This is a genomic window from Nannocystis exedens, assembly GCF_002343915.1.
In the GTDB taxonomy this organism is placed as follows: domain Bacteria; phylum Myxococcota_A; class Polyangia; order Nannocystales; family Nannocystaceae; genus Nannocystis; species Nannocystis exedens.
Genome location: NZ_NETK01000001.1, coordinates 5,421,016 through 5,445,774, shown reverse-complemented (window position 1 = coordinate 5,445,774; position 24,759 = coordinate 5,421,016). Strand labels below are relative to the sequence as shown.

20 protein-coding genes are annotated in these 24,759 nt (G+C 71.6%); 11 read left to right on the top strand and 9 right to left on the bottom strand.

Going from position 1 to position 24,759, the window contains the following annotated elements; genetic code table 11:
- Window positions 1–161: 161 nt before the first annotated feature.
- Both NAEX_RS21450 and NAEX_RS50500 read right to left on the bottom strand, forming a co-directional pair.
- The gene (locus NAEX_RS21450) at window positions 162–1,886 is read right to left on the bottom strand and encodes a right-handed parallel beta-helix repeat-containing protein (RefSeq protein WP_096329347.1); all 1,725 of its coding nucleotides are present in this window, start codon (window positions 1,884–1,886) and stop codon (window positions 162–164) included.
- Between the two features lie 63 nt (window positions 1,887–1,949).
- The gene (locus NAEX_RS50500) at window positions 1,950–2,345 is read right to left on the bottom strand and encodes a YchJ family protein (RefSeq protein ID WP_170135888.1); all 396 of its coding nucleotides are present in this window, start codon (window positions 2,343–2,345) and stop codon (window positions 1,950–1,952) included.
- A gap of 172 nt (window positions 2,346–2,517) precedes the next feature.
- On the opposite strand from NAEX_RS50500, the gene NAEX_RS21440 reads away from it, so the two are divergent.
- The 3 genes from NAEX_RS21440 (at window position 2,518) to NAEX_RS21430 (ending at window position 5,017) form a co-directional block, all read left to right on the top strand.
- On the top strand, window positions 2,518–2,982 hold the full coding sequence (locus NAEX_RS21440; RefSeq protein ID WP_096333685.1) for a GFA family protein: 465 nt from the start codon (window positions 2,518–2,520) through the stop codon (window positions 2,980–2,982).
- A gap of 170 nt (window positions 2,983–3,152) precedes the next feature.
- A complete protein-coding gene (gene exaC / locus NAEX_RS21435; protein ID WP_096329345.1) occupies window positions 3,153–4,673 on the top strand; it encodes an acetaldehyde dehydrogenase ExaC in 1,521 nt (506 codons plus the stop codon).
- Window positions 4,673–5,017, top strand: coding sequence for a DUF779 domain-containing protein (locus tag NAEX_RS21430; RefSeq protein ID WP_096329344.1), 345 nt, complete (start codon window positions 4,673–4,675; stop codon window positions 5,015–5,017). The genes exaC and NAEX_RS21430 overlap by 1 nt, the downstream gene beginning before the upstream one ends.
- Before the next feature lie 52 nt (window positions 5,018–5,069).
- Here the strand turns inward: NAEX_RS21430 and NAEX_RS21425 are convergent, their stop codons facing one another.
- Entirely contained in the window at window positions 5,070–5,477 is a 408-nt protein-coding gene (locus tag NAEX_RS21425) for a MarR family winged helix-turn-helix transcriptional regulator (RefSeq protein WP_177325864.1), read from the bottom strand.
- 93 nt (window positions 5,478–5,570) lie between these two features.
- Between NAEX_RS21425 and NAEX_RS21420 the strand changes: the two genes are divergently transcribed.
- The gene (locus NAEX_RS21420) at window positions 5,571–6,656 is read left to right on the top strand and encodes an aldo/keto reductase (RefSeq protein WP_096329343.1); all 1,086 of its coding nucleotides are present in this window, start codon (window positions 5,571–5,573) and stop codon (window positions 6,654–6,656) included.
- Window positions 6,657–6,717: 61 nt separating this feature from the next.
- Here NAEX_RS21420 and NAEX_RS21415 read toward each other — a convergent pair whose 3' ends face one another.
- Together NAEX_RS21415 and NAEX_RS21410 are read right to left on the bottom strand one after the other, a co-directional pair.
- Window positions 6,718–8,253 (bottom strand): AMP-binding protein, encoded by a 1,536-nt coding sequence (locus tag NAEX_RS21415; protein WP_096329342.1) that lies wholly within the window; start codon window positions 8,251–8,253, stop codon window positions 6,718–6,720.
- Window positions 8,254–8,499: 246 nt separating this feature from the next.
- On the bottom strand, window positions 8,500–9,051 hold the full coding sequence (locus NAEX_RS21410) for a hypothetical protein (protein WP_096329341.1): 552 nt from the start codon (window positions 9,049–9,051) through the stop codon (window positions 8,500–8,502).
- A gap of 145 nt (window positions 9,052–9,196) precedes the next feature.
- Between NAEX_RS21410 and NAEX_RS21405 the strand changes: the two genes are divergently transcribed.
- Window positions 9,197–10,867 (top strand): serine hydrolase domain-containing protein, encoded by a 1,671-nt coding sequence (locus NAEX_RS21405; RefSeq protein WP_170135887.1) that lies wholly within the window; start codon window positions 9,197–9,199, stop codon window positions 10,865–10,867.
- A gap of 204 nt (window positions 10,868–11,071) precedes the next feature.
- Here the strand turns inward: NAEX_RS21405 and NAEX_RS21400 are convergent, their stop codons facing one another.
- Together NAEX_RS21400 and NAEX_RS21395 are read right to left on the bottom strand one after the other, a co-directional pair.
- Window positions 11,072–12,451: an MYXO-CTERM sorting domain-containing protein gene (locus NAEX_RS21400; RefSeq protein ID WP_096329339.1), complete on the bottom strand. Its 1,380-nt coding sequence runs from the start codon at window positions 12,449–12,451 to the stop codon at window positions 11,072–11,074.
- A gap of 304 nt (window positions 12,452–12,755) precedes the next feature.
- Complete coding sequence (locus NAEX_RS21395; protein WP_096329338.1) at window positions 12,756–13,970, bottom strand: type I restriction endonuclease; 1,215 nt, start codon at window positions 13,968–13,970, stop codon at window positions 12,756–12,758.
- 350 nt (window positions 13,971–14,320) lie between these two features.
- Between NAEX_RS21395 and NAEX_RS21390 the strand changes: the two genes are divergently transcribed.
- From NAEX_RS21390 to NAEX_RS48070, 5 genes are all read left to right on the top strand, one after another.
- Window positions 14,321–15,400: a M28 family peptidase gene (locus NAEX_RS21390; RefSeq protein ID WP_096329337.1), complete on the top strand. Its 1,080-nt coding sequence runs from the start codon at window positions 14,321–14,323 to the stop codon at window positions 15,398–15,400.
- Window positions 15,401–15,637: 237 nt separating this feature from the next.
- On the top strand, window positions 15,638–16,363 hold the full coding sequence (locus tag NAEX_RS21385; protein ID WP_096329336.1) for a heme oxygenase-like domain-containing protein: 726 nt from the start codon (window positions 15,638–15,640) through the stop codon (window positions 16,361–16,363).
- Window positions 16,364–16,416: 53 nt separating this feature from the next.
- Window positions 16,417–16,560 carry a hypothetical protein gene (locus NAEX_RS50495; RefSeq protein ID WP_170135886.1) on the top strand — a complete coding sequence of 48 codons (144 nt, stop codon included), beginning with the start codon at window positions 16,417–16,419 and terminating at the stop codon, window positions 16,558–16,560.
- An 88-nt stretch (window positions 16,561–16,648) separates the two neighbouring features.
- On the top strand, window positions 16,649–18,478 hold the full coding sequence (locus NAEX_RS21380) for an NAD(P)/FAD-dependent oxidoreductase (protein WP_096329335.1): 1,830 nt from the start codon (window positions 16,649–16,651) through the stop codon (window positions 18,476–18,478).
- Window positions 18,469–20,229, top strand: coding sequence for a S53 family peptidase (locus NAEX_RS48070; RefSeq protein WP_100793144.1), 1,761 nt, complete (start codon window positions 18,469–18,471; stop codon window positions 20,227–20,229). Before NAEX_RS21380 ends, NAEX_RS48070 begins: the two co-directional genes overlap by 10 nt.
- Here the strand turns inward: NAEX_RS48070 and NAEX_RS21370 are convergent.
- Window positions 20,224–21,924: an Eco57I restriction-modification methylase domain-containing protein gene (locus NAEX_RS21370; RefSeq protein ID WP_096329334.1), complete on the bottom strand. Its 1,701-nt coding sequence runs from the start codon at window positions 21,922–21,924 to the stop codon at window positions 20,224–20,226. The genes NAEX_RS48070 and NAEX_RS21370 overlap by 6 nt on opposite strands.
- A 316-nt stretch (window positions 21,925–22,240) precedes the next feature.
- Between NAEX_RS21370 and NAEX_RS21365 the strand changes: the two genes are divergently transcribed.
- Entirely contained in the window at window positions 22,241–23,197 is a 957-nt protein-coding gene (locus NAEX_RS21365; RefSeq protein ID WP_096329333.1) for an MSS51 C-terminal domain-containing protein, read from the top strand.
- A gap of 77 nt (window positions 23,198–23,274) precedes the next feature.
- Here NAEX_RS21365 and NAEX_RS21360 read toward each other — a convergent pair whose 3' ends face one another.
- Window positions 23,275–24,483: a metallophosphoesterase gene (locus NAEX_RS21360; protein WP_143140798.1), complete on the bottom strand. Its 1,209-nt coding sequence runs from the start codon at window positions 24,481–24,483 to the stop codon at window positions 23,275–23,277.
- Window positions 24,484–24,759: the final 276 nt, after the last annotated feature.

Genomic DNA, 24,759 nt, shown 5'->3' with positions numbered 1-24,759 from the left:
GCACCTGCGGGGAATGGCGGCAGTCGCGAGTCGTCGCAATGAGCGGGAGCGCGCCGACGTCTCGCACGGCCCCGCCCGCCGCCGCCGGGCCCGTCCGACGCTCGTTGTCGATACAACCGCACGCGGCCCGCGACCGCGATCGCGGGCTCGCTCTCGACCCTTCAGGCCGCCGCGCCCTGCTTGCGCCGGCGGAAGCCCACCAGCACCAGCAGCATCGGCCACGCCGCGGTCGCGTTCGCGTCGCTCGAGCAGGCGCAACCGCTCGCGTCGGTCTCGCTGTCGCCCGCGGTCGCCGCGTCGGCGCCGGTCGAGCCGCCGTCGGTCCCGGCGCTCGCGGTCGCCGAGCTCGTCGGGCCCACGCCGCCCGTCTCGCCGTCCGAGCTCCCGCCGGTGTTCCCGTTCGTGTCGCTGCCGGTGTCGTCGCCGCTGTCGCCGCTGGTCGGCCCGCTCGTCGGCCCGCTCGTCGGCCCCGCGGACGTGCCGTCGCTCGACGTGCCGTCGGTCGGGTCGTCGGTGGTCGACGACGTCGTATCGCTGGTCGTCCCGGTGTCGCTGAACTCGTACGCGCCGACGTCGGGGGCCCCGTCGTCGCGCGGCACCCCGTCGTGGTCGTCGACGATCTCGATCTCCGGCACCGGCAGGCCGACGTTGCGCAGCGGCGAGTCCTCCGTCAGGTGGAAGTCGCGCGCCGCCGCGTCGACGAACCCGAAGCCGTCCGGGTCGTCGGCCGTCTGGTTGCCCTCGTCGATGAATTCGGGCACCTCGCCGCCGATCGCGATCTCCGCCATCCCCGCCCCGGCGACCACGTTGTTGCGCAGGAAGCCCGGCCCGAGCGCCGCCCCGAACACCGCGATCCCCCAGTCGCCCGACGAGATCACCGTGTTGTGGGCGACCTCGATCTTCGACCCCATGTCGAGGTTCTGGTCGTTGATGTAGATGCCGGTGTCGGCGAAGTCGGCGACCACGTTGTTGTAGAGCTGGGTGTGGCCGGCGCCGAAGATGAAGAAGCCGTTGGTCGGCCCACCGAGCAGCGTGTTCCCCCAGATCTTGCAACTCGAGGCGCCGCCGACCTGCAGCCCCTGCTGCTGGTACAGCTCGCCCGCGGTGCCGACGTTCTTGATCGTGTTGCGATAGAAGTGACAGTCCTTCGGCGTCACTCCGATCTGCGCCCCGTCCCAGCCGGTGTTCTCGATGATGTTGTCGTGGATCCACGCCCCGTGGTGCTCGTGCGGGTAGAGCGTCACTTCCTCGCCGTCGCACGTGAACACGCGCCCGCCGTAGCCCGTGCTGCCGAAGTAGATGCCCTCGCCGTGCACGTCGTGGATGTACATGTGGTGCAGCCGCGAGTTGTACATCACGAAGTTGCCGAGGTTGGCCGAGCCGTCGCAGCGCGACTCGGTCTTCATCACCACCCCGGCGAAGCCCGCCTCGTACACCTCCATGTGATCGATCTCGACGTCGCTGCTGAGGTCGCCCACCGCCACCCCGAACGCCGAGTAGTCGGGCCCCATCCGCGACGCCCGCACCTTGAAGCCGTACATGATGTCCGGGTCGCCCGCCCCGGTCACCCGCACGTGGCGCGACCCGTCGACGGTGAGGCCGTAGCCCTTGTCGTCGTTGTCGATGTTGACCTGGCCCTCGCAGTTGCGGATCTCGATCGGCGCGTTCTCCTCGCCGATGAATTGTTGCAGGCGCAAGAACGGCCGGTCCCCGCCGCGCACGCACACGCTGTCGCCCGGCTGCACCCCCATGTCGGTGCCGTTCACGACCTCGCCGGACAGCTCGATCACGTGGTCGCAGTCGCACGGCGCCGCCGCCTCGGCCGCCCCCGGCGTGGTCAGGATCGACGCGACGAATGGTGCGAGGACGACAATGCGATGCTTCATCCCGCGAACGTCGACCACGGCCCGCCGGCCGTCAACCCGGGCCTCACCGAGCCGGCGCCGCCGCTATCCCTGCACGACGCCTTCGACGTACACCCAGCGCCCGTCTTCGCGGACGAACCGGCTGCGCTCGCGCTGCACGAAGCGGCGCCCCTCCGACTTGAGCGCCGCCTCGAACTCGACCACGCCCGTGTCGTCCGCGGCCCCGCCGGCGACGGTATCGACGATGAGCAGCGACATCCCCCGGAGCCCGCGACAATAGGCGGCGAGCTGCTGGCGATCGATCGTCCCGCGCGTCGCCGCGCTTGTGGTCTCGAGGAGATAGTCCACCGCCCCCTCCACATACGCCGTGTAGCGGCTGCGCATCAGATCTTCCGCGGTCTCGGCCCGCCGCGCGCCGGCGAGGAGCGGACCGCAGCAGCTCTCGTAGGTGCGACGACCGCACGGGCAACGCCTGGACATGTCGCGCATGGTGCCACACATCGGTCGCCGCGACGACCCGTCGCACGGGCGCCGCGCTCGCTGCACCGGGCCTTGTCTTCCCGCGCCGGCCGGGTAGAAGCTCTGGCGCCGCGCCGACCTGCCCTTCCGGACAGCCTGCCCCGGCGCGACCACACATCTCATGGACGACACGATGACCGACTGGAAGCTCCCCTGGACCGGCGGATGCCGCTGCGACCGCGTGCGGTTCCGCGTCACCACGCCGCCGCTCATCACCATGGCCTGCCACTGCCGCGGCTGCCAGCGCATGAGCGCCAGCGCCTTCTCGCTGAGCCTGCTGACGCTCTCCTCGGGCTTCGAGCTCACCGCCGGCGAGCCGGTGATCGGCGGCCTCCACGGCCCGAACCGCCACTTCCACTGCCCTCACTGCAAGTCGTGGATGTTCGGCCGTCCCGACGGCCTGGACCACCTCGTCGTCATCCGACCCACCATGCTCGACGACCCCACGTGGTTCGCCCCCTTCATCGAGACCGCGACCGCCGAAAAGCTGCCGTGGGCCAGCACGCCGGCGAAATACTCGTTCCCGGACCTGCCGCCGCCCGAGCGGTACGGCCCGCTCATCGAGGACTTCGCCGCTCGCGGCCCGCGCCCGGCCTGAACGCAGGCCGCGCACTTCGACCCGCGCTCGCGGCGGAACATTGATCGGTCGGCCACCCACCTCGAGCCTCTCCGGATGCGCGGCGCGCTCCTCGCCGGCGTGTCGGCGGAAGGCCCCACGCACGGCGCTCCGCCGCGGTTGTATCGTGGCCGCGGAGGAGCACCGACGACATGCGATATGCCAGGCCCAACACTCCCGGCGCGAAGGTCAGCTACGAGTCGCGCTACGACAACTTCATCGGCGGCGAGTTCGTCGCCCCCGTGCAGGGGCGCTACTTCGAGAACCCGAGCCCGGTGACCGGGCAGACCTTCTGCGAGGTCGCGCGCTCGAGCGCCGAGGACATCGAGCTGGCGCTGAACGCCGCACATGGCGCGAAGGACAGGTGGGGCAAGACCCCGGCCGCCGAGCGCGCTCGCCTGCTCAACAAGATCGCCGACGTCATGGAGGCCCACCTCGAGGAGCTCGCCGTCTCGGAGACGTGGGACAACGGCAAGCCGATCCGCGAGACCCTGGCCGCCGACCTGCCGCTGGCGATCGACCACTTCCGCTACTTCGCCGGCTGCATCCGCGCCGACGAGGGCACCCTCGCCGAGCTCGACGAGCACACCGTCTCGTACCACCTCAAGGAGCCGCTCGGCGTGGTCGGCCAGATCATCCCGTGGAACTTCCCGCTGCTGATGGCCGCGTGGAAGCTCGCGCCCGCGCTGGCCGCCGGCAACTGCGTCGTCCTCAAGCCGGCCGAGCAGACCCCCGCCACGATCCTCCTGTGGGCCAAGCTGGTCGGCGCGATCCTCCCGCCCGGCGTGGTCAACATCGTCAACGGCTTCGGCATCGAGGCCGGCAAGCCGCTGGCCCAGAGCCCGCGCGTCGCCAAGGTCGCGTTCACCGGCGAGACCACCACCGGCCGCCTCATCATGCAGTACGCGTCCGAGAACATCATCCCGGTGACGCTCGAGCTCGGCGGCAAGTCGCCCAACCTGTTCTTCGCCGACATCCTCGACCACGACGACGACTTCCGCCAGAAGGCGCTCGAGGGCTTCGCCATGTTCGCGCTCAACCAGGGCGAGGTCTGCACCTGCCCGTCGCGCGCCCTCATCGACAAGAAGATCTACGGCACCTTCCTCGAGCTGGCGACCGAGCGCACCAAGCGGATCGTCCAGGGCGACCCGCTCGACACGAGCACGATGATCGGCGCCCAGGCCAGCAACGACCAGCTCGAGAAGATCCTCGCCTACATCGACATCGGCAAGAAGGAGGGCGCCCGCGTGCGCACCGGCGGCGAGCGCGTGCGCCTCGGCGACGGCCTCGACGACGGGTTCTACGTCGCGCCGACGATCTTCGAGGGCCACAACAAGATGCGGATCTTCCAGGAAGAGATCTTCGGCCCGGTGGTCTCGGTGGCCAGCTTCGACGGCTTCGACGACGCGATCGCCCAGGCCAACGACACGCTCTACGGCCTCGGCGCCGGGGTGTGGACCCGCGACGTCCACACCGCGTTCCGGGCCGGCCGCAACATCGCCGCCGGCCGCGTGTGGACCAACTGCTACCATTTGTACCCGGCCCACGCGGCGTTCGGCGGCTACAAGCAGTCGGGCATCGGCCGCGAGACCCACCGCATGATGCTGAACCACTATCAGCAGACCAAGAACCTGCTCGTCAGCTACGACCCCAAGCCCATGGGGTTCTTCTGATGAGCGAGACGCCGCCCGCGATCAGCGCCACCCCGGCCGCTCTGGCGCTGATCGCCGCGCTCCGCCGGCAGCACGGCCCGCTGATGTTCCACCAGTCGGGCGGCTGCTGCGACGGCAGCGCGCCGATGTGCTACCCCGCCGGCGAATTCAAGCTCGGGGCCCGCGACGTCCTGCTCGGCCACGTCGGCGACGCCCCGTTCTACATCGGCGGCGACCAGTACGAGCGCTGGCGCCACACCCGCCTCACCCTCGACGTCGTCCGCGGCCGCGGCTCCGGCTTCTCGCTCGAGGCCCCGGAGGGCGTGCGCTTCCTGATCCGCTCCGACGTCTGCGCGGTCCCGTGATCTCGAGCTGTCCATAACGACATGTCGCTCTCGACATGCCTCCATGGACAGCTCAGCAAAGCTTCTCGAGCAACCCGCGCAGCTGCGCCTGCTCGCCCACGGAGAGGCGACCCAGCCGCTCCGCGAACGCGTCGGCGAGCAGCGTCAGCCCGCGCTGCATCACCTTGCGCCCGGCCGGCGTGACCGCCAGCCGGTGCTTGCGCAGGTCGTCGGGGTCGATCTCGCGCCGGAGGAAGCCCGCCGCCTCGAGCCGCTTCACGTACACCGTCATCGTCGGCTTCGGCATCACCAGCGCGGCGGCCAGCTCGGCCGGATACGGGTGCTCGTCGACCTCGGACAGCACGAACAGCTCCTTGACCTCGAGGCCCAGCGCGCCCACCTCGGCCGCCACCGCGGCGATCACGGACATCAGCAAACGGTGATTGAGCGACCACAGCCTGGCGGCGTCGATTTTCGTCATGACCCCTCTTGCGCTCCAGTTAGTTCAACATTAAACCAGTTCAAGGTTGAACAAGTTCGAGGCTGAACCAACTCGAACATACCAGGAGTCACGATGCCTCTCGACCATTATGTGACGCTCGGCCGCTCCGGCCTGCGCGTGAGCCCGTTTTGCCTCGGTGCGATGACCTTCGGCGAGGACCTCGGTTGGGGTTCGAGCGTCGAGGAGTCGCAGCAGATCATCGACCGCTACATCGAGCTGGGCGGCAATTTCATCGACACGGCGAACTTCTACACGAAGAGCCACTCGGAGAAGATCCTCGGCGACCACATCGGCCGCCACCCGGCGCGCCGCGACCGCCTGGTGCTCGCCACCAAGTTCAGCGGCAACCTCTACCCCGGCGACCCCAACGGCGGCGGCTCGGGCCGCAAGTCGATCGTCTCGGCGTGCGACAACTCGCTGCGCCGCCTGCAGACCGACTACATCGACCTCTACTGGCTGCACAACTGGGACGTCCACACGCCGATCGAGGAGACCATGGCGGCGCTCGAAGACCTCGTGCGCGCCGGCAAGGTCCGCTACGTCGGCGTGTCGGACACGCCGGCGTGGAAGGTCGCGCAGGCCAACGTCACGGCCCACTTCCGCGGCTGGTCGGCGTTCATCGGCCTGCAGATCGAGTACTCGCTGCTCGAGCGCACGGTCGAGCAGGAGCTGGTGCCGCTCGCGCTCGAGTTCGGGATCGGCATCACCCCGTGGTCGCCGCTGAAGAGCGGCGTGCTCAGCGGCAAGTACACCCGCGCGACCGCCGGCAGCGCGAAGCCGGCCCGCGGCGGGTTCGTCGAGCCGTTCCTCAACGAGAAGACCTTCACCCTGGTCGACGCGCTCGAGGAGATCGCCAGGGCGCACGAGACCACCGTCGCCCGTGTCGCGCTGGCGTGGGTGCAGGGCCGGCCGGGCGTGACCTCGACGATCATCGGCGCGCGCCGGCTCGACCAGCTCGAGGACAACGTCAAGGCGCTGGAGGTGAAGCTCGGCGCCGACGACCTCGCGCGCCTCGACGCGCTGACGAAGCCGACCTTCGGCTTCCCGCAGAACATGCAGCCGATCTTCCCCGCCATCCACAACGGCGGCACCCGCGTCAACGGCGTGCAGATGCCGCCGAGCCCGTTCATCCTGCAGAAGGGCGAAAAGCCGTACTGATCGGGAGCCGCGGCGCATGCCCCCGCGAGCGGCGCCGCGAGCCCGCGCGGGCGATCCCGCCTCAGTTGACCTGCCGCGTACGCCCCTCCCAGTAGGGCGCGCGCAGTTTGAATTTCTGCAGCTTGCCGGTCGACGTGCGCGCCAGTTCGGTGCGCAGCTCGACCGAGGTCGGGCACTTGTACTGGGCCAGGCGCTGGCGGCAGTGGGCGATCAGCTCCGCCTCGGTGGCCGACTTGCCGGGCGCGAGCACCACCAGCGCCTTGACCGTCTCGCCCCACTTCTCGTCGGGCACCCCGATCACCGCCGCCTCGGCGACCGCGGGGTGCGAGCACAGCGCGTCCTCGACCTCGATCGACGACACGTTCTCGCCGCCGCTGATGATCACGTCCTTCTTGCGGTCGGAGATCACCAGGTGACCCTCGGCGTCGAGCGAGCCGCCGTCGCCGGTGTGGAACCACCCGCCCTCGAGCGCCGTCGCCGTCGCCGCCGGCTCCTGCCAGTAGCCCGCGAGCACCGTGTTGCCGCGGGCCAGCACCTCGCCCTGCGCGTCGACCTCGATCTCCGTGCCCAGCGCCGGCGCCCCCGCGCGGCCGAGCTTCTCCGCGCGCTCGTGCTCCGTGAGCCCGTCCCACTCCTCGCGCGTGCGGTTGATCGTCAGTAGCGGCGACGTCTCGGTCAGCCCGTAAATTTGTATAAATTCCCATCCGAGCTCCGCCTCGACGCGCTCGATCGTCCGCGTCGGCGGCGGCGCCCCGGCACACACCACGCGCACCTCGCCGCGCCCCGGGGTCGGCCCTTGCCACTGCTGCGCCGCCGCCAGGATCGCGTTGAACACCGCCGGTGCCCCGCACATCAGCGTGACCCCGTGGGCCGCCACGCGCCGCAAGATCTCCGCCCCGTCGACCTTGCGCAGCACGTGCTGCTTGGCTCCCAGCCCCGCCAGCGCGAACGGCATGCCCCAGCCGTTGCAGTGGAACATCGGCAGCGTGTGCAGATACACGTCGCGGTCCGAGACCCCCGTGTGCAGCGCGAACGTGGTCGCGTTGATCCACAGGTTGCGGTGCGTCAGCTGCACGCCTTTCGGGCGGGCCGTCGTCCCGCTGGTGTAGTTGATCGTCGCCGTCGCCTGCTCGTCGGCCTGCCAGCGCGCCGGCGCGGCGTCGTGGCGGAACAGCAGCGCGTCGCTCTCGGCCCCGAGCACGAACCGCCGCGCGCACTTCACCTCCGCCAGCGCCGCGTCGAGCTCCGGGTCGACCAGCAGCATCGACGCCCCCGAGTGTTCGACGATGTACGCGATCTCGGCCGGGCTGAGGCGGAAGTTGATCGGCACCAGCGCGCGCCCGTGACCCGCCACCCCGAAGAACGACACCAGCATGCGCGCCGCGTTGTGCGACACGATCGCCACCCGCTCGCCGAATCCGACCCCGAGCGCGTCGAGCCCTGCTGCCTGCGCGCGGGCCAGCGCGGCCAGCCGCCCGTACGTCAGCGGCCCCAGCGGCGCGGCCGGCTGCATCGGTTCATCGAACACGGCGACGCGCTCGCCGTAGACCTGCTCGGCGCGGCGCATGAAGTCGAGGATCGTGAGCGGGACCAGCAAGACGGGCTCCTGCGGCGAGAGAGAGGCCGACAGGATCGCACGAAATCAGCGGCGCGGCGATCGCCGCCGACGACCCGCGCCTTCGCCTCGAGGTCGGCGGAGCAGACCTCGCCCGCGGCACTGATTCGCCGCCGCCCGGCGCTTCGAACCCTGGCCGGACTCTGCAGCGCGTCGGTGCAGACCGCCCGGCCGGGCGACCTCGCTTCCCCGGCCGTCGCGCCTCGCGACTTCGACGACCCGCGCGCTTCAGGTCGGCTCCCACGCCTCGGCGTCGAGGTCCGGAAAGAACACCTGGCAGGTGCCTGCGGGGATCCGGCTCAGCCGCGCGACGCCGAGGGAGTCGGTGAAGCCGCGCCACTCGACGCCGTCCGGCGCGACGATGCGGTAGCGCTGGCCTGGGATCCCCTCGCCGTCCTCGCCGACCAGCTGGATCTCCACCCAGTGCGTCGGCGGCCCCGCCTCCATCGCCGCGAACGCGTCCTCGCCCTCGCGCTCGCCCTGCGCCTCCTCGCCCGCCGGGCCCACCAGCGGGGCCTCCGGCGCCCCGCCGCGGGTGAACACCAGCCGGCCCGTCACCAGCGCCCCCGCCAGTCGGCTCACCACGTCCTCGCCGCCGTGGTACTCGAGCTCGCCGGCGAGCCGGCGCAGCACCACCGCGTCGCGCGGGTCGGCGAGCAGCTGCGACACGAACGCCGCCGCCGCCCGCACATCGACGAATTCGACCCGCTCCCCCGACCCCGGCGCCTCGCCGAACAGACGGACCTCGAGGTCGGCGACGCGGAGCGAGCGGAAGTCCACGGTGGGGCCACGCTATCGTAGCCGCCCGGGCCCAGCAAGGCGCGCCCGCGCGCTCCGGCCGTCGACGAACGACATGTCTCTCGGGACACCTCGAGATCGCGCGCCCTCGACCCCCGAGCGCCGCGCTGTGGCGTACGATGGCCGCGTGCGTCGCCGCAGCTTCCTCGCCGCGACCGCCGCGCTCGCGTGCGGCCGGCGGGCCAGCCCCGAGCTCCGCTTCGGCGAGACGCGCGACACCGTCGCCGCGCTGATCGACGCCTGGCGCGAGAAGATGCCGGTCGTCGGCCTGAGCATCGCCCTGGTCGACCGCGGCCAGCTCGCCTGGGCGGCGGGGTTCGGCATGGCCGATCGCGAGGCCGGGACCCCGGCCACCGCCGACACCGTCTACGCGATCGGCTCGCTCACCAAGATCTACACCGCCCTCATGGCCGTGCGCGCCTCGCAGGCCGCCGAGCTCGACCTCGACGCCCCGCTGCAGCGGCACCTCCCGCAGCTGCGCGCCCCCGGCAGCGAGGCGATCCGCCTGCGCCAGCTCCTCTGTCATCGCTCGGGCCTGATCTCCGACTGGCACCGCGGCAGCCTCGGCGCCCGCCCGCCCGACTGGCGCCGCCTCGCCGACGAGATCGCCGACGAACCGCTGATCGCCGCGCCCGGCAGCTGGTACGCCTACTCCAACGTCGGCTACACGCTCTTGGGACATGTCCTCGACAACATATCCCCGAGGCCATACGACGAGCACGCCCTCGCCGTCGCCCGCCTGGTCCTCGGCGGCTCCGGCCCGCGCTTCGACCCGCCGCCGCAGATGGCCGCCAGCTACTGCGCCGGCCGGCGCGAGGACGAGCCGCGCCTGCGCCTCCAGCCGGCCGCCGGCATGTACGGCAGCGTCGTCGACCTGGTCCCGCTGATCCGCTGGCTCCTCGCCGGCGAGGGCGCTGCCGCGGCCATGCTCACCCCGCAGGCCGCGGGCCCGCTCGACTTCGACGAGCGCTGGGGCCTCGGGCTCGCGCTGCAGCACGTCGGCCTGGTCCACGCCGGCCGCGTCGCCTGGCACACGGGCCGCACCTTCGGCCACCGCGCCGTCCTGTTCGTCCTGCCCGACCGCGGCCTCGGCGTCGCCGTGCTCGCCAACTTCCGCGAGGCCGGCGGCGTCGAGGACCTGGCCGCCTTCGCCTTGCAGACCGCCCTGCTCGAGCGCGACGGCCTCGACCTCCCCCCGAGCGCCGGCGACGCCGAGAGCCGCCCGCGCGCCCCGTTCGACCGCGCCGCCCTGCACGCCCACGTCGGCCGCTACGCCAACGAGTTCGACGTCGTCCGCCTCGACATCGAGCGCGGCGGCCTCGTCTCGCGCGCCGAGCTCGGCAAGACCGCCCTGATCCCCGCCCCCGGCGGCGGCTTCCACAGCGCCGACAACCCCGACGCCCACGTCACCATCGCCGACCGCGCCGGCCACCACGTCGTCACCAGCACCGTCCGCGGCGTCGAGACCCGCGTCGGCGTCCGCTGTCCCGAAGGACCTGTCCCCGAGGACTGGCTGCAGCGCGTCGGCCGCTACCGCCCCGAAGCCGGCCCCGGCGAGGTCGTCGCCTTCAAGGCCGCGCACCTCGAGCGCGTCCCCGGCGGCCTCGAGCTCCGCCTCGAGCTGCCGCAGGCGTTCGCCACCAGCTCGACTTTGGCCCGCTACGCGCTCGAGACCCTGGGACCGCGCGAGGCCCGGATCTTCGGCGTCGGCCGCGGCAAGGGCCAGCGCGTCGCCGCCGAGGCCGACGCGCCCGTCCTGTCGTGGGCCGGCTACCGCCTCGTCCGCAGCGACGCCTGAGCGGCGCCGACGGCCCTGCGGACCCGCCTCGAAGGACGGCTCCACGCGCCGCCGCCCGAGCGGCCCGGAGCACATGTCTCCGAGGTCAGCCTGCCGCAGCCGCGCCTGACCGGCGCCGGACGTCGGCACTAACATGTTTCGAAGGTCAGCTTACCGCACCACCGGCGCCGAAGGTCGCGGATCGCACATGTCTCGAAGGTCAGCTTACCGCAGCCACGCCTGGCCGCGCCGCCCGTCACGACCATCACATGTCTCGAAGGTCAGCTTACCGCACCACGGCGCCGGAGGTCGCGGCTCGCACAGCTCACCGTCGCGGCGCCGTTCTCCGGGCGCCAAGCCCCGCACCTGCCGTGAAGACAGTTCGCTGCGCGCCGAACTCCGGCCGCCTCGCCGCCGTCGCACCAGCCCGACCAGCGCCAGCGCCGCGAGCCACGCCTCGCCCGCCCCACCGTCACTCGAGCAGGCGCACCCGTGCTCGACCAGCCCGTCGGCCGGATTCGTCGTCGCGCCCTCGTCGGACGTCCCCGTCGTCCCGCTGCCCGGCTCGCCCGGCCCGCTCGTCGACCCGCCGGTCGTCGGGTCCCCCGTCGTCGGCGCGTCGGGTCCGCCGCTGCTCTCCTCGCTCGCCGGCCACGCCATGCAGCGATCGGGGTCCCACGAATCGCCGAGCTCGTCGATCTCGCACACGTACGGCGCTCCGACGCACACCGCCAGCTCCGGCGACTCCGGCGTCAGCGTCTGCGGCCCCAGCCGATCGACCAGCGCGTCGCCGTGGCACTGCTCCGGCCCCGCAGCCGTCGCGCCGGTCACCAGGTTGCGCAGCACCACGCGGTCGCAGAACGGGCTCGTGTCGCGCCCGCGGAACTTGAACGACTTCGTCACCAGCGCCTCCTCGACCACGACGTCGCCGATCACCCGCGCCGCGCTCACCATCGACGCCCCCTCGCCCGCGCCCGGCACCAGGCCCGAGAGCTCGACGCTCAGCCGCCCCGTGTACTGCATCGGCACGCAGTGGCCCTCCGTGAAGTCCACCGTATTGCCGCCGCTGCCGCAGCCGGGGAACGTCACCGGGAACGCCCCGTCGCAGCACACCAGGTTGTCGAGCGCGAGCTTCTCGGCGAACTCCACCGTCGCTTCGGCGCTCACCTCGGGCGGCACCAGCGGCGGCATCAGATCGCTGCCGGTCGACACCTCGAACTCGAACGGCTCGAACTCCAGCCCGCAGCTCGGGTTGCCCGGCATCGCGTCGAGGTTGTGGATCGTGCCTGCCACCACGTACGTGCTGTCGGCCTGCAGCGGCGAAGCCGGCCGCCAGCCGAGCAGCCCGTCGATCCCCGTCTGCTCGAGCGAGCCCTCCACGACTGCCCCCCCGAGCGTCACCTCCACCGTCATCACGTCGAGCGGCACGGGCGCCAGCGCCGGCCCCGAGACCTGCAGCAAGATCATCCCGTCGAGCGGCACCTGCTGCCGCCCCGCCACCGACTGCACCATCGTCCACGTGGCGACATCGGCGCACGGATCGCCGATGTCGAGGCAAGCCGCGGCCTCGCGCGCGCCGAGGCAAGTTGCGAGTGCGAGGCCCATTACCGCGGGCCGTGACGTGAACGCAACCATCATTCGCCTTCTATCACGGCCTCCGAGCTCGGCCAATGGGCCGTCACGCATCCGCGGGCTGATGCACCGCAGCCACTTCCTGAATCGGGGCATCGCCGGCGGTGGCCAGATCGCGATGATTCTGTCATGCCCCGCCGCTCGGGCAGGGCCAGGTAGCGACCGAGGCGCAAGAATGGGCCCTGCGAAAAGCGCAGGCCCCGACAGCCGCTGCTCGAGCGGGCACTCCACGGTGGTCGGGCGGCCTCACCGACGCAGCCTGTCCTGGAGCTGCACCTCAACCGACCTCGGCCTCGGCGGGCTCGGTCTGCCGCGCTGCCTCCTCGTACGCGAGGAGGAGCAGCGGACGCAGCCGGTACAGGTCTTTCACCGAATTGATGTACACGTATCCCTTGTCGACCTCGAAACCCGGCGACAGCGCCTTCGCCTGCTCGGGCGACACCTTGGTGAAGATCGACTTCTTGCGCTGGTTGAAGTAGAGCCGCACGAACCATCGACGAATCGAGATGGTCGAGATCGTGAACCAATTGCTCGTATCCCTGTGGAGAATCGGCGCATTCGCACTCATCGGTGAGTCGGCGCAGATCGCACGAATGATATCGAGCGCCTCGAGCTCCTCCGCGGTCGTCACGATGTTCGGCGCCGCCGGCACCACCGGCGCCGCTGGCTTCTCTTCGACCTTGATCACCGGCGGCGGAGGGAGCGCAACCGCCACGTCGACCTTCGGAGGGTGCGCAACGGCCGGCATCTCCGCCTTCTGCTCCCCCTGGTCCTTGATCGACCGCGTCGCCATGTCGAGCAGCGTCGCCTGGATCGCGCGCTTGATCGTGGGCGTGAACTTCTCGATGACTCGCGGCGTGAGTCGCTTGCCGGCGAAGACGCTGAGCTCGCCGAGGACGAAGCGCGTGAAGCTCTCGGGAGGGTTCCGCAGGATCGAGCCGATATAGCCGCTGATCTTGCTCGTGTAGATGATCTCCTCGGCCTGCTCGCGCACGCCGCTCGGATTGAACCGCTCGCGCGAGAACGTCTCCAGCACCTCGACGTCGGCCTCGGTGAACGACAAGATATCGAACTCGAAGAACGCCTTCTCGCTGAGGATGTTCCGCTCCTCGAGATCGGTGAAGAACAGGTACTTCACGCCGTTCGTCAACACAGCGACCGGGCACGCCGGAGTGGCGTTGAAGTAGCGAGCGAGCTGTCCGCTGAAATTGTGCAGGGATACATCGGCCGACTTGCACTCGACGAAGATGACGGGTGTACCGGCCAGGTGAATGGCATAATCGACCTTCTCCGGCGGACCTCCCGGGCGCTTCTTGGCGAAATCGGCCACGTATTCGGGCCGGATCTCCGTCGGATCGTAGATATCGTAGCCGAGCGCGCCAATGAAGGGCAGAATCAGCGCCTGCTTTGTCGACTCTTCACCGTGTACGTGGGGCAAACGCTTGCGAATCTGCTCTGCAAGTCTCTGCAGCTGGTCATGAAATGCGCCCATGTTCTCTCCGATCTTTCAAGTTTAGGTCGGCGATGTCCCTGGGGTCAACAAACCATGCCGCGCGCGAGCGTTCTCGCCCGGTTCAGGTTCAACAGCGACAGACCAATGTTCATCTTCAGTTGTGCCCTGCTTCGGCCGCCCCGACCTTTCCAGGATCCGCCGCGAGAGGTCCTCTTCCGCCGTGTGGGGCGGCATGAACAGCGCGGCTGTGGCCCTCCGCCATCCCTGGGTGTGCGGCTCTCCGACGCGCCGGCGCGAGCGAGTCAGGGGGTGCCGGGCGCGTTCGAACGCGTGCGCGCGCGCAGTCGTCACCGGCCCGGGCGCCGCGGATTTTCGCTACGATCGGTCGCATGCAAGCTCGCCTTTCGGACAGACGCGCGCGGATCGAGGCGCTCGTTCGCTACCTCTGTTCGCCGGAGTGCGCCGGCCGGGCGCCCGGCACGCCCGGGGGTGTGGCCGCGCGGATGCGGATCGTCGACGAGTTTCGCGCCATCGGAGCCGCGCCGGGCGGCACCGACGGGTATTTGCAGCCCGTGCCCGACTGCGGCGCCAACGTCCTCGCCGAGGTCCCCGGGGCCGGGCCGCTCGGCGAGCGAACGATCGTCGTCGCCGCGCACTACGATCATTTGGGCTCGCTGTCCGACGACACCGTCTTTTGGGGCGCCGACGACAACGCCGCGGCGGTGGCGATCCTCGTCGAGGTCGGGCGCGAGCTGGTCGCGCGGGGGCGGCCGGGGCGGCGCGTCGTCCTCGCCGCGTACGACGGCGAGGAGCCGCCGCACTTCCTCCACGGCACCATGGGTTCGATGTACCACGTCGCCCATCCGACCGCGCCGCTCGCCAGCATCGACATGATGGTGTGCATGGACCTGTGCGGCCACGCCCTCGGGCCGGTCGGCTGCCCGAGCGAGGTCCGCGACTCCGTGTTCGTCCTCGGCGCCGAGCTCAGTCATGGCGCCGGCGAGCTGGTCGACGACGCCGCGATCGCCGGCGGCATCTACCCGCGCCGCGCCGATCTCGACGTCATCCCGCCGCTGAGCGACTACCACCCCTTCCGCGAGGCCGGCGTCCCGGTGCTGTTCCTCAGCTGCGGGCGCTGGGAGCACTACCACCAGCCGACCGACACCCCCGATCGGCTCGACTACGACAAGATCGTCGCCACCGTCGACTACCTCGCCCGCCTGGTCCAGCTGCTGCGCGAGCGGCCCGAGGTGCCCGCCCCGTTCGACACCCACGCCCGCGACGACGTCGCCACCCTCGCCTCGTTGCGGGCCCTCGCGCGTCACCTCGCGCCGCACCTCCCTGCCGCCTCGCTGGCCCTCGCCGAGCTCGACGCCCTGGCGGCCGCCGCCGCCCGCGGTCCGCTGACCCACCCGCAGCGCCAGCAGCTCTCGTGGTTGGTCGCCGGCCTCGAAGACGTCCTGTCCTGATCGACATGCCCTCGAGGGCATGTCTCGCGCGACATGCCTGGAGGCGGCGGGCCGTCCGCGATCGGGACCTCGGAGGTCGGAGTCGATCGCCGCGCGGCGCGCGGTCCGACCGCCATCGGACCTCGCGTCACTCAAGTACGTGCAATCACTGCACTTTCACCACCTCCGCGGACCACCCGCCGGGAAAGTGGCCGGCGGCCCGATCGAAGTGACCACCGCGATCACTACGCGATCGAGATGGTCAACGCGACCCCGACAACGACCGCGAGCGACCGCGCCGTCGCCTCCGTCCGCAGCCTCCTCGACCGCGCCGTCGCCTCCGCCTTCGTGTGCGCGCGGCCCGAGGCGGTCCCGCCGCTCACCGCCACTCGCTGGGCCTGGCGCCTGGCCGGCCTCTACCACCTCACGCACTCCACGCCGACCCTGCTCGGCCTCGCCGCCGAGCGGTTCGCGGCCGCCGGTCGCAGCGTCCTCGCGAATTGGGCCCGCGAGCGTGCGCGCGAGGAGAGCCACCACGATCGGCTCGCGCTGAGGGACCTCCGCGACCTCGGCTACGACGCGCTGCGAGTCGTCGAGCGCGTGCGTCCGGCCACCGCGATCCGCCTGGTCGAGTACTTCGAGCGCAGCGTCCACGCCTTCGACCCGATCGGCTGCGTCGGCTACGCCTACGCCATCGAGCGGCTGGCGATGACGGTGCGCGAGCCCGACATCCGCGCGGTCGAGGCCATCCTCCCCGCCGGCACGCGCGCCACCCGGTGCTTGCGGGTCCACAGCGCCGCCGGCAGCGACGGCGATCACGTCGCCGACACCCTCCTCGCGGTCGCCCGCCTCACTGTCGGCGAGCAGACCCGGATCGCCGAGGCCGCGCGCGACACCGCCGTCCTCTGCTTCACCCCCGCACCCGCCGGTCCGCCGAGCGACCTCGACATCGAGGCGCTGCTCGCCCCCTGCCGGCTCCACTGAGCTCCTCGAATCCTATCACTATCCACCATTGTCATCACCACGGAGAAACGACCATGAACAAGCAAGAGAACACCCAGTCCGCCGAGACCACCCACAGCCAGGACAGCCGCTTCGAGGTCCGCGAGGGCCAAGCCGAGGACCTGCAGGTCGTCGAATTCGACAGCGTCCCCCTGACCGACATCAACTTCGGCTTCTGAGCCGCCCAGCCGCCGCGGAGCCGACCCCCCGGCTCCGCGGCGCTTTTTTTGCCCGTCCTTCGCAGCATCGAGACACCGAGGATTCGCCATGACCGTCGAGCATGCAGATTGTGTCGTTTTGGGCGGCGGCCCCGCCGGCAGCACCTTCGCCGCGATCGCCAGGAAGTACGCCCCCGGGGCCAAGATCGTCCTCCTCGAAAAGTGTCGGTTCCCGCGCTGGCACATCGGCGAATCGACGATCCCGGCCGCCAACGGCGTGCTCGAGGACCTCGGCGTCTATCAGACGATGCTCGCCTCCGATTTCGTGAAGAAGATGGGCGTCACCTTCATCTGGGGCAGGGACCGCACGCCGTGGACCGCGGATTACCTGACGCTCAAGACGATCTCCCGCGCCGGCGGCGACGCCTCGATCATCGAAGTCACCGGCCAGGACTTCGAGAAGCTGCTCGGCCCCGGCCACACCCAGCGCACCCCCTATTCCGCGTTCAACGTCGAGCGCTCGCGCTTCGACGAATTGCTGCTCGACAACGCCCGCCGCCTCGGCGCCGACGTCCGCGAGGGCACCAAGGCGCTCGGGGCGCAGCGCGTGGGAAATTCGTCGCAGCACATGATCACCTGGGAGGACGACGCCGGCAACAGCGGCTCGATCACCGCCGACTTCGTGCTCGACGCCACCGGCCTGTCGCACCTTTTGACGAAGGGCGAGCGGGTCTACGACGAGAACCTCAACAACTTCGCGGTCTACGGTTATTTGCAGGGGGCCGAGTGGAAGGTCACCTTCAGCGGCTCGCAAGATCGGTCGACCGTCTTCATCGCCGCCATCGAGCACGGGTGGATCTGGTACTTCCCGCTCGGCCGCAATCGGATGACCGTCGGCGTCGTCACCAACCGCCACCACTTCGCGGACAAGCTGGACGGCGTCGACCTCGAGACCTTCTTTTGGAAGTCGCTGCGCTCGTGCCCCGAGGTCGCGGGCTTGATCGAGCACGCGACCCTGCGCGACGACATTTTACCAAAGGGGGCGCGCGTCGGGGCGTGCCAGGACTGGTCGTCGTGGGCCAGGGAGACCGTCGGCGACGGCTGGGCGGCCGCGGGCGACGCGGCGATGTTCGTCGACCCGATCCTTTCGACCGGCGTCACCCTGGCCCTTCAGACAGGTCACCGCGCCGCTTACACGTGGCTGACCCGGCGCGCGCGGCCCGACTTGCCGGCCGCGAGCCTGTGGCGGGCGTACTCGGATTATCTGCGCGGCGAGTACGGCGCCTTCCTCACCCTCGCCCGCTATTTCTATGGGAACAACAAGGCGGCGCCCTCGTGGTGGTGGACGGCGCAGCAGCTCGTCAACGCCTCGGGTCGCCTGCGGCTCGAGGACCGGCAGGCCTTCACGATGGCGACCGCCGGGTTCTTCCCGGTCCCGCGGGCGCTCGGCGCCGGCGCGGAGGTGGTGGTGCCGCTGATCCAGGGCATCAGCGGCGCGGCCGACGGGCTCGAGGCGATCTACCGCGACGCCGGCGTGCCTGACCCCGAGGACCTGTCCCGCGAGACATACGCGCTCGTGGCCCCGTTCCGCCTCGACCTGCGCACCGAGCCGGGCCTCGAGCGCGGCCTCAGCGGGCACCTCGAGGTGTACCATGACCTCGTGACCGAGACCCCGCAGATGAGCCACCGGCTCGCGGCCACCCCCGCGCGCATCGACCCGGCGCTGGCCCCCGTGGTCGCGGCCATGCGCGAGTGCAGCGACGTCGCCGGCCTGCTCGCGCGCGCCCGGGCGCTGTTCCCCGCCCGCGACCCCGCGGTCCTGCGCGGCGCCGTGCTCGGCATCGTCCGCGTGGCCGCGATGAAGGGTTTCATCAGGCTCGAAGGCCCGCGCGCGCCCGCGTCGGTGCCGCCCCCGCTCGAGGCCGTCGCGTGCGCCTGAGCTTGCAGCTGGCCGCGGCGGCCGATCTGGGCGACCTCGCCGACGCGGTCTCGTCGCCCGGCGATCCGCGGTTCGGCCGGCACCTCGATCGCCCCGGCCTCGCTGCCCGCATCGCCCAGCCGCCCGCGGTCCACGCCGCGGTCGCGGCGTGGTTCGCAGGCGCCGATCTTCGCCCCGTCGCGACCGGCCTCGCCGACCTCACCTGGCACGCCGAGCTCGACCGCGCGCAGCTCACCTGTCTCCTGGGACAGGCAGGTGCGCAACAGCTGCTCGCCCGCCGGCGCCTCGTCGACGACGCCGCGCGGCTGCTCGTCCCGCCCGAGCTCGCATCCTGCCTCGATGCGCTCGAGCTCGGCCCGTGGCGCGTCCCGGCGCCGCCGCGCCTGCTCGTCGATCCGGGCGTCGCGCCGCCGTCCGCGCCCGCGACCGGGCTGCGGCCCGCCGAGCTCGCCCGCGGCTATCGCTTCGATCGCGACGTCGACGGCGAGGGCGAGACGATCGCCGTCATGGCCCTCGGCGGCGTGCCCGACGCCGCCGACGTCCACGGCTTCGCCCGCGCCTTCGGCCTCTCGCCGCCGCTGGTCGAGTTGGTCGAGCTCGCGCCGCTGGCCGCCTGCGCCGCCGACCCGCGGTTCCGCTTCGAGACCACGATGGGCCTGCAGTGGCTGGCCGCCGTCGCCCCGCGCGCCCGCCTCGTCGTCTACTTCATCGACCCGACCGTCGCCGCCGACCCGTGGGGCACATTCTTGGAGCATGTTCTTTCGGACATGTCCCGAGCGCCGACCATCGCCGTCACCAGCTGGAGCGCGCCCGCGCGCCAGTACTACGCCGTGCACGGTCGCCGGCGGTTCGCCGGTTTGCTCGATCGGGCGGCCATCCTCGGCGTCACCGTGATCGCCGCCAGCGGTGACTGGGGCGCCTACGACGGCTTCCCCAGCAGCGGCCCCGCGCGCGACGCCTGCGACGCGCTCGTCCCGCGCGATACGTTTCCCGGGTGCGAGGCCCGCGTCCTCAGCGTCGGCGGCACCCAGGTGGTCGCGCACGAGCCGTGGCGCGAGGTCGCCTGGAGCGCCCCGGTCTCGTCCGCCCTGCGCGAAGCGATCGGCCTGCCCGCGCTCGCCGGCAGCGGCGGCGTCAGCGTCCACGTGCCGGTGCCCGCCTATCAGCGCGGCGTCTTGCCGCGGGAGATCTCGCGCGGCCCCGCGGGCGCTCCCGTGCCCGCCGCGGGCCGCGTGCAGCCCGACGTCGCCCTGATGGCCTGGGGCCCGGACGCGGGCGAGCGGCCCACCGCCTACGCCTGCCTGCTCGACGGCGAGTTCCGCGACGACGCCGGCGGCACCAGCCTGGCCGCGCCGATCTGGGCCGGCATCGTCGCCCGCCTCAACCGACGCCGCCGCGCCCGCGGGCTCGCGCGCCTCGGCCAGCTCCAGCCGCGCCTCTACGCCGCCTGCGCCCGCGATCCCGCGCTGCTGCGCGACATCGTCGACGGCGACACCGACCTCGAGCTGCCGCTGCTCGCGGATGACAGCACCCGCCGCTGGCAGCTCCTCCCCGGCTTCCGCGCCGCCCCCGGCTTCGACCCCGCCACCGGACTCGGCGTGCCGAACGTCGAACACCTCGCCGCGAAGCTCGGCAGCTCCGACGACCTTGGACCTTATCTCTGCCCTCGTGGACATGTCCTGGAGGTCATTCTGCAGAACCCATCCGATGCCCCCGAAGAGCATGTCCAGCTCGCCGCGCTGGGGTCATGACTTGCGCCCGACGCGAGCCGCCGCGGCCGCGAGGCGGATCGTCTCGATCTCGGCGCGCTCGAGCCCGTAGGCCGCGAACGTCGCGCGGTCGATCGCCGTCGCGTCGTCGGGCCTCGCCGCGATCAGCGACGCCCGCACCGCGGCGGGCACGTCGTCCCAGCGGGGCACGCGGATCCGCCGCAGGTACTGCGCCTGGAACCGCAAGAACCCGCCGGCCATCTTGACCCCGTAGTTGGCCACGAACAGCAGCGCCAGCGACGAGCGCAGGATCGTCGCCAGCGCGCGCAGGTCCCACGTCGACGCCGTCACGTGATAGAGATTGTGGTGCGGATAATAAAGACCCTCGTCGTACGCGACCGTCGCCTCGCCCTTGATGTCGGGGATCAGCAGCTTGGGCGTGCGCGTCAGCGCCGGGTCGATGCGATCGATGGTCCGGTACCACGCCTCCGGGTTGCGCCGGGCCACGTAGCGCCGCTGCAGCGCCTCGCGGTGCTCGCCGACGTACGCCGCGAATTTCGGGTACCTCTCGACCTCGGCCAGCGCCCCGTCGGCCTCGAACGGATTGACGATCCCGCGGCCGCCCCACGCGATCGCCCCCTCGCGCAGGTCGGCCGCCATCACCAGCCGTAGCTTGCGCGCCGGCTCGACCGGCAGCCGCGCGAAGTCGGCGATGAACACCCGATCGGCGCCGGTCGCCACCCCGATCCCCACGCGACAGCCGGCCTCCTCGAGCGTCACGAACTCGCGTTCGAGCCGGCGGAGCACGCGGAGCTGATCGGCGCTGTCGAGCAGCCACGGGTCCTCGCCGCGGACCGCCTGCGCGACCTCCTCGACGCGCGGGTCACCCACCGGGCCGGCGCGCGTCATCGCCTGCACCACGGCCGGCAGCTCGCCCTCGATCCGCGGCCTGCGGGCGATCCGCGTCCACTCGCCCGCGCCGCGGCGGATCACCGTGATCGCCGGATACGCGAACACCTCCGACTGGAACGCGTCGGTGCCCTCCATGTCGATGTAGTGCGACAGGTGATAGTCGCGGGCCACGAGCCCGCGCAGCGGCCCGCCGTAGCGGTTCTTGAGCCAGCGATTGGCGCAGATGAACGCCAGCCGCCCGCCGTCGCCGAGGAGCCGCAGGCCGCGCTCGAAGAACGGCACGTACAGGTCGGCGCGGTCGTAGATGGTAAAATAGCGCCGACGATATTCTGCGAGCAGGGCCTCGGGGATCCGCTCCTGCCGCACGTAGGGCGGGTTGCCGACCACCACGTCGAACGGGCCCGCCAGCGGCGCGAGCAGGAAGTCGCCGCGGAGGAGCCACGCGTCGCTCAGCCGGGTCGCGTCGCGCCCGCTCGCGCCCCACCGGCGCAGGCGCGCCCGCACGCGCTCGCGGGTGCGTTCGAACGACTCGGCGTGGACCTCGACCCCGCGCACCGCCGAGCCGAGCTTGCGCGCGTCCTCCGGTCCGAGCCCCGCCTTCGCGCACGCGGCCAGCAGTCGCTCGACGATCGCCGACAAAAAGTCACCCGCGCCGAACGACGGCTCGAGCACCGACCATGCGTGCAGCGGTCGATCTGCCGTGTAACCTGCCAGGTCGAGCAACGCCTCGACCACCTCGGGGCGCGTGAACACGGCGCCGCGCTCGCTCGCGTCGGTCCCTGCGAGGCGGGACCGGGGCGCGCGGGGCTCGAGCGACGACTGCACGGGGCTTGCGAGATCTTAGCGCGTCCCCGGCCCGCGTGCGCTGCGCTCGCGCGGCCTCTCGGCCGGGGGCGGCCGACCTGCGGCGACAGGGGCGGCGACGGGCAAACGAGCCCTCGCATCGGCCGCGAGCGCCGCGCTGCCACCGAGGCTCCGCACCCCTTGGCCCGGACGTCCTCGGCATCCTCGCCCGCCTCGCGTACCGTCTGCCGCCGACGCACCGAGCCGCTGCCGCCGACGAAATCCCGGCCGGGAGGTCTGCCCCATCCTCGCGTTCGCTGCCCGCGCCGCCGCGCGCGGCCCTACACTGCGGCCCGAGATGCCGCGGCTGCTCGACTACCCCAGCCAGTGCGCCGAGCTCGAGAAGATGGCGCGGCTCGAGTCGCCTCCTCCCGCGACCTTCGAGCCTGCCTCGCTCGCCGCCCCCTCGTCCGCGGCGACCTGCCTCGTGTGCGGCGCCAGCCCGGCCCGCGCCTGCCTCGGCTGCGACGGCGTCGCCTACTGCGGCGACCCGCACCGCCGGCTCGACCTCCGCTGGCACGCCCCGGTCTGCCCCGAGCTGCGGCGGATCGCCGACGACCTCGCCTGTTTCGCCGAACACTCGCGCGAGCAGCTCGAGGCCGGCCTCCTCGCCCGCGCGCGACGCAGCGCCGCCGTCCCGACCGGCTGGGACGACTGGCTCGGCCCCGACCTGTCGCCCGCCCTGCGGCGGTGCCTGAGCGACCTGGCCACCCGCCCGCTGACGCTCGCCCACGTCCTCACCTTGCTCTCCGAACATGTCCCGAAGGCCACCTCGGGAACGACCGCCGTCCACGTGATCGCCGCCGCCCAGCGCGAGCGCGACGTCTCGCCCGCGCTGTGGCTCGAGCTGGAGCGGCTGTTTCCCGGGCGGCGCTTCGCCATCACCCTCATCGGCCCCGAGCTCGCCGCCGGCGACCTCGGGCCTGCGGTGCGCGTCGTGCCCGGCCTGTACCGGCGCGCGCTGTGGGCCGAGCTCGGGCGGCCCGACCTCGTCATCGGCTACGACTGCGGCCTCCTCCTCTATCCCTCGTGGAAGTCGACCATGCACGACCTGCGCGGCTCGGGCGTCCCGTTTGCGATCACCAGCTATCGCGGGTGGGAGGCCGCGGGCGAGGCCCGCGTGTTGCGGGCGATCGGCGCCGTCCCGCTGCTGCCGCCGGCCCCCAACCCGTTCGCCTCGCTCTCGGCCCGGCGCTCGACCACGATCGCCAACGACCTCGCCCGCGACAACGCCTTCCTCAGCGCCTGGCGCTGATCGCCCTGCCCCGATTGGCGTGACGGCGACGATTCGCCGGCCCCGCCCTGGCCCGAATCGCCGGAGACGACCGCGCCCTATTTGTGGACGATGTCGAACTCGTCGATCAAGTCGCCCTTGATGTTCTTGAAGTAGCCGTGGGCGGCGTTGGGGTCGCCGTCGACGTAGAAGCGGAGGAACAGGGCGCCGTGTTCGGCCTCGAAGTTCTCCTCCTCGACCCCGTTCTTGAGCCAGTAGTTGCCGGTGTACACCGAGGCCCACCAGGTCTCGTCGCCGTGGAGGCCCGAGTCCCAGTCGCGGATGCTCTTGCCGCCGAGGCCCGACACCACCGAGAACGTCCGGCCCGGGCCCACCTCTAACAACTCGGGCATCCCGGTAGCACCATGTGCTGCACCCTTGTTACCCACGTCGGTGAGCGTGCGCGTGCGCGCGTACGAGTGTTCGTGGCCCATGGCGATGATCGACCCGTCGTTCTGGCAGGTTTGGAGCGCCTCCCACGTCAGGTCGTCGGGTTTGTCGCCGGCTTGCAGGTCGCGCTGGTTCTTGTGGAACGTGCACAGGCTCCACAGGTGGTCGTCGGCCGCCAGCACCTGGGCGATGTGCTTCTCGTGGTCGCCGTCGGAGCCCTTCGTGCCGAGGCCGGACAGCACGAAGTGGAGCCCGCGGTAGGTGCAGCTCGACTTGACGCCGAGGTCGCCCTCGCAGGTGGCGCCGGGGATCTTCGCCAGGCGGGCCTGCAGCTTGTCCTGGTAGCCCGACCACGCGTCGGTGTCGTGGTTGCCGATCACCCCGAACACCGGGAAGCTGTCGCCGAGCACGCTCTCCATCTCGCTGGCCCAGGCGTCGGGGTCGTCGCCGTAGTCGAAGTCGCCGAGGATGAGCACCATGTCGGCTTTTTCGGAGAGCAGCAGGTCGTACACCGCCTTGGTGTCGCTGCCGGTGCCCTGGTCGCCGATCAGCGCGACCAGCAGGTTCTCGTCGGTCGCGTTGTCGGGCGGGGGCTTGCCCTGCCCGCCGGTGGTGCCGTCGCCCGTCGTCCCGGTCGTGCCGGTCGTGGTCTCGTCGGGGCCGGGGCCGGTGGTCGCCGGCCCTTCGTTCGTGGTCGTCGGCACGCCGCCGCCCGTGGTCAGGTCCGACGTCTCGAACGCCCCGCTCAAATTGCCGGTGGTCGTCGAGGCGCCGCCTGTGGTCGGCGCCGGCTCGGCGGTGGTCCCGCCGTCGGTGCCTACATTGGACCCCCCGCTGCTCGACCCGCTGCTGCTCGTGTCGGCCTCGGTGAGCCCCATCGTCGCGGGGGCCGTATAGCCGCTCGCGCTGAGGGTCGCGCTGCTGAATCCGGAATGTTCGGTCCCCGCGCCGCTCGAACAGGCGATGCCCAGACACGCAGGGAGGCCCAGGAGGAAATGACGGGAGTGCATAAGAACGCAACCTACTCCAGTTCATCGACGCGGTGTACACATTCAATTCGGCGCCGATACCGCCATTCGAGCCCCTGGAGCCAGCGGTCTCGGCCTGGGAACGCTGTCCAGCCCCGGATTTGACCGCTTCCTGCACCGGTGCGC